Origin of the sequence: Blautia sp. OM07-19 (assembly GCF_003481595.1) — a bacterium.
Classification (GTDB): Bacteria; Bacillota; Clostridia; order Lachnospirales; family Lachnospiraceae; genus Blautia_A; species Blautia_A intestinihominis.
In genome coordinates this window covers 20,954-29,034 of the sequence record NZ_QULA01000037.1, presented here as the reverse complement: position 1 = coordinate 29,034, position 8,081 = coordinate 20,954, and the positions used below count along the sequence as shown (strand labels likewise).

9 protein-coding genes and 1 tRNA gene are annotated in these 8,081 nt (G+C 46.1%); 7 read left to right on the top strand and 3 right to left on the bottom strand.

The genetic code is table 11. The features are described from left to right. Positions 1-264: 264 nt before the first annotated feature. The 3 genes from DXC01_RS17330 to trmB form a co-directional block, all read right to left on the bottom strand. Positions 265-337, bottom strand: a tRNA-Lys gene (locus DXC01_RS17330). Positions 338-438: 101 nt separating this feature from the next. After that, a complete protein-coding gene (locus DXC01_RS20200; RefSeq protein WP_158565294.1) occupies positions 439-606 on the bottom strand; it encodes a hypothetical protein in 168 nt (55 codons plus the stop codon). A 78-nt stretch (positions 607-684) separates the two neighbouring features. Further along, complete coding sequence (trmB, locus tag DXC01_RS17325) at positions 685-1,353, bottom strand: tRNA (guanosine(46)-N7)-methyltransferase TrmB (protein WP_118699461.1); 669 nt, start codon at positions 1,351-1,353, stop codon at positions 685-687. 221 nt (positions 1,354-1,574) lie between these two features. Between trmB and DXC01_RS17320 the strand changes: the two genes are divergently transcribed. The 7 genes from DXC01_RS17320 to DXC01_RS17290 are packed head-to-tail and all read left to right on the top strand — an operon-like array spanning position 1,575 to position 8,068. Beyond that, on the top strand, positions 1,575-1,886 hold the full coding sequence (locus tag DXC01_RS17320; protein ID WP_022215070.1) for a hypothetical protein: 312 nt from the start codon (positions 1,575-1,577) through the stop codon (positions 1,884-1,886). 15 nt (positions 1,887-1,901) lie between these two features. After that, positions 1,902-2,945 (top strand): V0D/AC39 family V-type ATPase subunit, encoded by a 1,044-nt coding sequence (locus DXC01_RS17315; RefSeq protein ID WP_118699460.1) that lies wholly within the window; start codon positions 1,902-1,904, stop codon positions 2,943-2,945. A 20-nt stretch (positions 2,946-2,965) separates the two neighbouring features. Then, positions 2,966-4,909 (top strand): V-type ATP synthase subunit I, encoded by a 1,944-nt coding sequence (locus DXC01_RS17310; RefSeq protein ID WP_118252310.1) that lies wholly within the window; start codon positions 2,966-2,968, stop codon positions 4,907-4,909. Between the two features lie 37 nt (positions 4,910-4,946). Continuing rightward, entirely contained in the window at positions 4,947-5,378 is a 432-nt protein-coding gene (locus DXC01_RS17305; protein ID WP_022215073.1) for an ATP synthase subunit C, read from the top strand. Positions 5,379-5,395: 17 nt separating this feature from the next. After that, a complete protein-coding gene (locus DXC01_RS17300) occupies positions 5,396-5,704 on the top strand; it encodes a V-type ATP synthase subunit F (protein ID WP_022215074.1) in 309 nt (102 codons plus the stop codon). Positions 5,705-5,718: 14 nt separating this feature from the next. Continuing rightward, positions 5,719-6,306 (top strand): V-type ATP synthase subunit E, encoded by a 588-nt coding sequence (locus tag DXC01_RS17295; RefSeq protein WP_118699459.1) that lies wholly within the window; start codon positions 5,719-5,721, stop codon positions 6,304-6,306. Beyond that, positions 6,299-8,068: a V-type ATP synthase subunit A gene (locus tag DXC01_RS17290; protein ID WP_118699458.1), complete on the top strand. Its 1,770-nt coding sequence runs from the start codon at positions 6,299-6,301 to the stop codon at positions 8,066-8,068. The genes DXC01_RS17295 and DXC01_RS17290 overlap by 8 nt, the downstream gene beginning before the upstream one ends. Positions 8,069-8,081 lie beyond the last annotated feature (13 nt).

The window sequence follows — 8,081 nt, the reverse complement described above, 5'->3', positions numbered from 1 at the left end:
CAAAAGTAGTTCACTCAGCAAGATATATCACATTCAAGCTGTGTAGCAGCTGCCCATATGGAAAATGCTTTAAAGATATCTTGAATACATTGTATTCAAATTAAGATTTGCTTTAGAAGATGTAAAAAAGATGTTAGAAAGTTTTTTTGAGGCATATAACAAAATGATTAAGATCCCGCAAACCCGCATAAACACTGAGTTTTTTATCACCAAAGAAAAACACCGTCCCCGCAGCTCCTACGTCTGCAAAAACAGTGTTCTTAGTGCGCCTTCAGGGGCTCGAACCCTGGACACCCTGATTAAGAGTCAGGTGCTCTACCAACTGAGCTAAAAGCGCATTCCTTATTTAGTTGTGCGTCTGTGTTCTCAACGCAAGAATTATTATATGCAACTCTATACCAAAAGTCAAGGAAATTTTTATAATTTTTTAAAAAAATTTTATTTTTCCTGTTTTCCGCCTTTTTTCGGCGGCATGGAGTCAAGGAATTTGCCTAATTCTGTGGCGTTTTTCCTGATTTTTGACATGCGATCATTCAATTGCCTGTGGTCGTAGGTAAACTGGGCGAGCTTTGTCTGAACGCGGTTGTTTCCTTTTCTGGCTGGCATGGCATATCCTCCGGAAGTTGTACCCCGCAGCCGGCATCAGCCACGCTGCGAAGATTCTTCCTATATAATATGCTCTTTCTATTTCGTATGTGCGCCCTGCTTCGCGATCAATTTGCAAATAGGATTTCCCATAGAAGAAAACTTCTCCTCATACTCCGTCATCACATTACCTTCCATCATCTCTGCCTGATTATGAAGGTCAAAGGTATGTGCCAGGAGCTTCCATCCTGCCGCCTCGACTTCCTCCAGAGAAAACTCAAATAATCCCTTATTATCTGTCTTAAATTCCACCACTCCGTCATCTGCCAGGATCTGCTCATAACGCGCGAGGAATTCACGGGATGTCAGTCTGCGCTTCGCATGACGTGCCTTCGGCCACGGATCGGAGAAATTCAGATAAATCTTCTGCACTTCACCCTTCTCAAAGATTTCCGGGAGCAATCTTGCATCGATGCACATAAACATCAGATTTGTAAGCTTCTCTCCTTCTCCCTCCAGTCTCTCTCTCTTCTGGAGTGCACGGAGAAGCACACTGTCATACATCTCGATCCCTACATAATTGATCTCCGGATGAAGCTTCGCCATATCCATAAGGAAGCGGCCTTTTCCCATACCAACTTCAATATGAAGCGGCTGGTCTTTCGGGAACACCTGTGCCCATTTGCCCTTGTGTGATGCCGGTTCCTGCACTACATAGTTACTTCCTGTAATGGCGTCCTTCGCGCCTGGTATATTTCTTAATCTCATAATCTATAATATTCTCCATTTTTCTTATCCTGTTTCTTTCTATCATACATGTTTTTTATATTTGGAACAAGTATTATTCGTAATTATTGTTTATTTTGTATTTTGTATATTTAATATAAAGAATTCGACCACTTTTTATGCAATATATACTAGAAATTCACACGTAAAAGGTGTATTATATGGTCAAGTTCCAATAAAACCAGGTCAAAGGAGGGTAAAAAATGGAGCAGATACTTAACAAGTTATCTGAAATAGAAACGACTGCCCGACGTATCATGGAAGATGCGGACCGGACGAAAGCAGCTCTTTCCTCAGAAATGGAACAGCAATGCAGGGATTTCGATGCAGCTCTGGAGCAGGAAACCAACAAAAAAATACAGGAACTTCGCAACAGTCTTGAAGAGCAGAAAGACCAGGAACTTACACTTCTCCGACAAAAAACAGAGAAGACTCTTAACGATCTGGATGCTTATTACAGACAAAACCACCAGCAGCTCTCGGAAGATTTATTCCACAGGCTCCTTGAATGCTGAAAGGAGTGATGCAATATGGGAAATCTCCTTTCCTACAGCGGAATCTCCACCAAGATCCGCGCCATGCAGAGCAAGCTGATAAACGAGGAACAGATCCGTGAGATCCTGGAGCTTTCCAGTATCCCTCAGGTAACAGCCTATCTCAAACGGACACCGGAATATTCCAAAGTCTGGGCTTCCCTGGATGAGGCTTCTACCCATCGAGGACAGCTTGAGAAACTGTTGAAAGCTTCTATCTTTCACAATTTTTCAAAAATATATCAGTTTTCCAACCCGGAACAGCGCAGGTTTCTGGATCTGTATTCCAGACGCTATGAGATCCGCGTGCTGAAGGAGATCATGACCAATCTGTTTGATCACCGCGACACGGATCCCGTCGATGTTTCTCCTTATCGGGAGTTTTTTCGCAGACATTCCCGGCTGGATATTGACCGACTGGTCGCCTGCACCAATATGGAGGAATTTATCAATGCTCTGAAGGGAAATGAATTCTATGGTCCGCTCTCCAGAATCCAGAATCGCGAAAATGCACTTCTGTTTGATTATGGAATGGCTCTCGACCTTTATTATTTTTCCCTGATCTGGCATGTGCGTAAGAAACTTTTTTCCGGAAATGATCTCGCAGAGATCACCAAAGCTTATGGAGAGAAATTCGATATGCTGAACCTTCAGTTTATCTTCCGCTCCAAGCGTTATTTCAATATGGCACCGGCTGACATTTACGCGCTGCTGATCCCAATGAATTACAAACTCAAAAAAGAAGAAATCTCTTCTCTTGTGGAAGCCGCATCCTATGAAGAAACCCAGTCTATTTTCCGCAAGACCTACTACGGCAGGAAATACAGTCATATTTCCGCCCAGAATATCGAAGAATTCTATAACTACATGCTTCGCACCACTCTGGAAAAAGAAGCACGCAAGGATCCTTATTCTGTGGCAGTCCTGTACTCCTACCTGTATCACAAAGAACACGAAGTAAACCGCCTGACCATTGCCATCGAGTGTGTCCGTTATGGTATCCCGGCGGAAGAAGCAATACGGTATATTCGTAACAACTAAAATCCCGGAGGTATTTTACTTTGATTGAAAAAATGAAATTTTTAAGCATCACCGGGCCAAAGGCGGATATTGACAGACTGACCAAGACCTACCTTTCCAGGTACGAGATCCATCTGGAAAGTGCTCTCGCAGAGCTCACGGATGTCGCCAACCTGTCGCCTTTTCTGGAGATCAACCCCTATCGGGAAGCATTAACGATCATTGACAGTTTCTACGAACAGCTCGATGAATCCGAGAGAGCCACTTCCGAACAGATGGATGTTGAAACTGCTCTCGCCACTGTCGACAGGATCCAGAAACATGCCAATATCCTGGAGGAGCAGAAACAGAAACTTCAGGAAGAACATGCCGGAATGGTAGAATCACTCAAGATCATCCGGCCTTTCAAAGATCTGGATTACGATATCTCAACAATCCTGAACTTCAAATATATCCATTATCGGTTCGGACGTATCGAGAAACAATATCTGCAGAAATTTGAGAAATACATTTATGACAATCTGGACACCTTATTCATCAAATGCGGAGAAGATGACCAGTACGTCTACGGCGTTTATTTTGTCCCTGAACACGAAGCTCATAAGGTACATGCTGTTTATTCTTCCATGCATTTTGAACGTATCTTCGTTCCGGATGAATACCAGGGTACCGCCAGACAGGCTTTCGAGAAACTCGACAAACGCCACCGCGATATCCACGCAGGATTAGATGCAAACAAGGCAGAATATCAGCATTTCCTCACAAGCTACGCCGACAAGATTGTTTCTGCCAAGGCAGCCCTGGAAGCCTGCTCAAGAAATTTCGATATCCGTAAACTTGCAGCCTGCACACAGGGTGAAGCGAACACATTCTACATCCTCTGCGGCTGGATGACCGAAAAAGATGCCCTCGCATTCCAGAAGGACATCCAGGATGATGACAAGATCTTCTGTCTCATGGAAGATCAGCAGGCACCGGCGAAGAAAAAACCGCCGACCAAGCTTCGAAACCCGAAACTTTTTAAACCATTTGAAATGTATGTCAAGATGTACGGTCTTCCGGCTTACAACGAAATGGACCCGACCTGGTTTGTGGCGATCACTTACTCCTTTATCTTCGGAGCCATGTTCGGAGATGTCGGACAGGGACTGGTCCTGTTCCTCGGCGGACTGTTCCTCTACAAAACCAAAAAGATGGATCTCGCAGGCATCATCGGCTGTGCCGGTGTTTTCTCCGTTTTCTTCGGTTTTATGTACGGAAGCTTCTTTGGATTCGAAGATGTTCTCAAGGCACGGTGGCTCAAACCTATGAATGCCATGATGGATGTGCCGCTTGTAGGACGTCTGAATGCCGTATTCGTGATTGCGATCGGTTTCGGAATGTTTATCATTCTGATCTGTATGGTATTTAACATCATCAATTCCATACGGAACAAAGATGTCGAGAGAACCTGGTTCGACAGCAATGCCGTAGCCGGACTTGTATTTTATGGATCTATCGTACTGACCGTCGGACTGTTCATCTCCGGCAAAAAACTTCCGGCAGCCGCAGTCCTGACTGTAATGTTTGCAGTTCCGCTGATCCTGATGTTCCTCAAAGAGCCTCTCACCAACCTGGTAGAGAAAAAATCACAGATCTTTCCGGAACAGAAAGGTATGTTCTTTGTCCAGAGCTTCTTTGAATTATTTGAAGTTCTGCTGAGTTACCTTTCCAACACACTTTCCTTCCTGCGTATCGGTGCTTTTGCCGTCAGCCACGCCGCCATGATGGAGGTTGTCCTGATGCTCGCCGGAGCCACAGAGGGAGGAAGTCCCAATTGGATCGTCGTTATCCTCGGCAACATCTTCGTATGTGCCATGGAGGGACTGATCGTTGGTATTCAGGTTTTACGTCTGGAATATTATGAGATCTTCAGTCGTTTCTATGCAGGAAACGGACGCGAGTTCCAGCCTTTTATGAAAAAAAACAGCAAAACAGCTCAGTAAAATAACAGATTTTATTTTATATCAGGAGGATATCACCATGAACATGATCATTCAAATCGTAACCGCAATCGCACTGACACTCAGCATTATCGTACCTTTTGGCTGCTTTTTCCTCGGAGAAAAGAGCAAAAAACGCTACAAAAAATCTCTGATCGCCAACTGCTTCCTTTTCTTCGGCGTGCTTCTCGTAGCAACCATCGTAAGTTTCGCAGGAACAGCAAGCGTACAGGCTGCTTCCTCTTCTGCTGACGGACTCGCTACAGGTCTTGGCTACCTTGGTGCAGCTCTCGTTACAGGTATCTCCGGTCTTGGTTCCGGTATCGCCGTTGCAAGCTCTGCAAGCGCAGCTCTCGGTGCCCTGAGCGAAGATGGTTCCCTATTTGGTAAATCCATTATCTTCGTAGCTATGGCAGAAGGTATCGCACTTTACGGACTGATCATTTCCTTTATGATCCTTGGTAAACTCTGATCTAAGAGGCGGTTTCTATGAAAATGTATCTTATCAGCGATAACGTCGATACCTACACCGGAATGCGTCTGGCAGGTGTGGAGGGCGTCGTTGTCCATGAACGAAGTGAACTGAAGGAATCTCTGGAATATGCAGTTTCTGACAAAGAAATTGGGATCATTCTCCTTACCGAGAAATTCGGCCGGGAATTTCCTGAGATCATCGATGAAGTCCGGCTCCATCACAAAACGCCGCTGATCATCGAAATCCCTGACAGACACGGCACCGGCCGCAAGCCGGACTTTATCACTTCATATGTAAATGAAGCAATCGGATTGAAACTATAGGCAGGTGAAATGTAATGACAATAGATGAAAAGCTGCAGCACTTTTACGAGGTCTCCCTGGATGAGGCCCGTGAAGATGCCGCCAAAGCCATCCAGGACCACAAGGCATATCTTGAGCAGGTCCTGGAGGAACATAAACAATCCAGAACACAGACTGCCGAAGCTGAAGTCAAAGCTGAGGCCGAACATGTACGAAGAGAAATAAACAAGGCACTTTCTGCTGAACAGATCACCCTCAAGAGAGACTGGTCTCTCAGACAGAGTGAACTCAAAGAATCACTTTTTGCTGAAGTCAGAGACAAAGCCCTCAGGTTTACTTCCACCCCGGAATACAGCGATTATCTCTGCCGCCGCATCAAAGAAGCAAAAGATTTCGCAGAAGATGACGAGATCCAGATCTATCTTTCTGCCGGGGACAAAGAACTTGCAGATGCACTCAGTGCAAAGACAGGCTGTACACTCCTCGTTTCTTCCGAAGATTTTCTCGGAGGGATCCGCGCGGAGATTCCGGGCAAAAACATCCTGATCGATAACTCCTTTGCCACAAATCTGGCAGCAATGCGCAAAGAATTCAAATTTGACGGAGGACTGAATCATGAATAAAACAGGTATTATTTACGGTGTCAACGGTCCCGTCATCTATCTGAAAGGCGATCCCGGCTTCAAGATCTCCGAGATGGTCTATGTCGGCAAAGACAACCTGGTAGGCGAAGTCATCGGACTCAAAAAGGGCATGACCACCGTTCAGGTTTTTGAGGAGACCACCGGTCTCCGTCCGGGCGAGACTGTTACCGGCACCGGCGATGCCATCTCTGTTCTTCTCGGACCTGGTATCATCCACAATATTTTTGACGGTATCCAGCGTCCACTGGAAGAGATTGCAAAATCTTCCGGCAAATATATCTCCCGTGGTGTCAGCGTAGACTCTCTCGACACCCAGAAGAAATGGCCCGTCCATATGACCGTAAAGGAGGGCGATATCGTCCAGCCTGGCTCGATCATTGCAGAAACACAGGAAACTGCTTCTATCCTTCACAAATCCATGGTTCCTCCGGATGTCCCGGGTGGAACTGTTGTCCGTGCTGTTCCGGATGGCGATTACACGATCCTGGAACCAATCGTAACTGTCCAGCTGGACGATGGAACAACCAGAGATCTGGCACTCGCCCAGAAATGGCCGATCCGTATCCCAAGGCCGACACAGCTTCGCTATCCGGCAAGTGTTCCGCTTGTCACCGGTCAGCGTATTCTTGATACACTTTTCCCTATCGCCAAGGGCGGTACTGCTGCCGTCCCGGGTGGTTTCGGTACAGGAAAGACCATGACACAGCATCAGATCGCCAAATGGTCCGATGCGGATATCATCATCTACATCGGATGCGGAGAGCGTGGAAACGAAATGACCCAGGTTCTCGAAGACTTCAGCAAACTGATCGACCCGAAATCCGGAAACCTGATGATGGACCGTACCACTCTGATTGCCAACACTTCCAACATGCCTGTAGCAGCCCGTGAAGCATCTATCTACACTGGTGTCACCCTGGCTGAATATTACCGCGACATGGGTTATGATGTAGCGATCATGGCAGACTCCACTTCCCGTTGGGCAGAAGCTCTTCGAGAGTTATCCGGCCGTTTGGAAGAAATGCCTGCTGAGGAAGGTTTCCCTGCTTATCTTGCTTCCAAGCTTTCCGCCTTTTATGAGAGAGCCGGCATGATGCAGAATCTCAACGGAACAGAAGGTTCTGTTTCTATTATCGGTGCTGTTTCTCCACAGGGCGGTGATTTCTCCGAACCGGTCACACAGAACACCAAACGTTTCGTTCGCTGTTTCTGGGGACTTGACAAATCTCTTGCCTACGCGAGACATTTCCCGGCAATCCACTGGCTGACCAGTTACAGTGAATATCTGGAAGACCTGACTCCGTGGTACAGGACTCACGTTTCCCCGAAATTTGTCGCAGACCGCAACCAGCTCATGGCGATTCTCAACCAGGAAAGTTCTCTTATGGAGATCGTCAAACTGATCGGTAGTGACGTCCTCCCGGATGACCAGAAACTGACACTTGAGATTGCAAGAGTCATCCGTCTGGGATTCCTCCAGCAGAACGCTTTCCATCAGGAAGATACCTGCGTTCCAATGGAAAAACAGTTCCAGATGATGGAAACGATCCTTTATCTGTATGAGAAATCCAAGGCACTCATCAACAGAGGTATGCCTGTTTCCGTATTAAAAGAGGACAATATTTTTGAACGTATCATTTCGATCAAATACGATGTTCCGAACAATAAGCTGGACAAATTTGAACAATACAGACAGGACATCGACACATTCTACAACAAAGTATTAGAGAAAAACGGCTGACAGGAGGGACTTA

Bases quoted from the DNA above. Each gene is read 5' to 3' on its own strand.
- DXC01_RS20200 (WP_158565294.1), bottom strand. From the start codon at position 606: ATGCCAGCCAGAAAAGGAAACAACCGCGTTCAGACAAAGCTCGCCCAG.
- trmB (WP_118699461.1), bottom strand. From the start codon at position 1,353: ATGAGATTAAGAAATATACCAGGCGCGAAGGACGCCATTACAGGAAGT.
- DXC01_RS17320 (WP_022215070.1), top strand. From the start codon at position 1,575: ATGGAGCAGATACTTAACAAGTTATCTGAAATAGAAACGACTGCCCGA.
- DXC01_RS17315 (WP_118699460.1), top strand. From the start codon at position 1,902: ATGGGAAATCTCCTTTCCTACAGCGGAATCTCCACCAAGATCCGCGCC.
- DXC01_RS17305 (WP_022215073.1), top strand. From the start codon at position 4,947: ATGAACATGATCATTCAAATCGTAACCGCAATCGCACTGACACTCAGC.
- DXC01_RS17300 (WP_022215074.1), top strand. From the start codon at position 5,396: ATGAAAATGTATCTTATCAGCGATAACGTCGATACCTACACCGGAATG.
- DXC01_RS17295 (WP_118699459.1), top strand. From the start codon at position 5,719: ATGACAATAGATGAAAAGCTGCAGCACTTTTACGAGGTCTCCCTGGAT.
- DXC01_RS17290 (WP_118699458.1), top strand. From the start codon at position 6,299: ATGAATAAAACAGGTATTATTTACGGTGTCAACGGTCCCGTCATCTAT.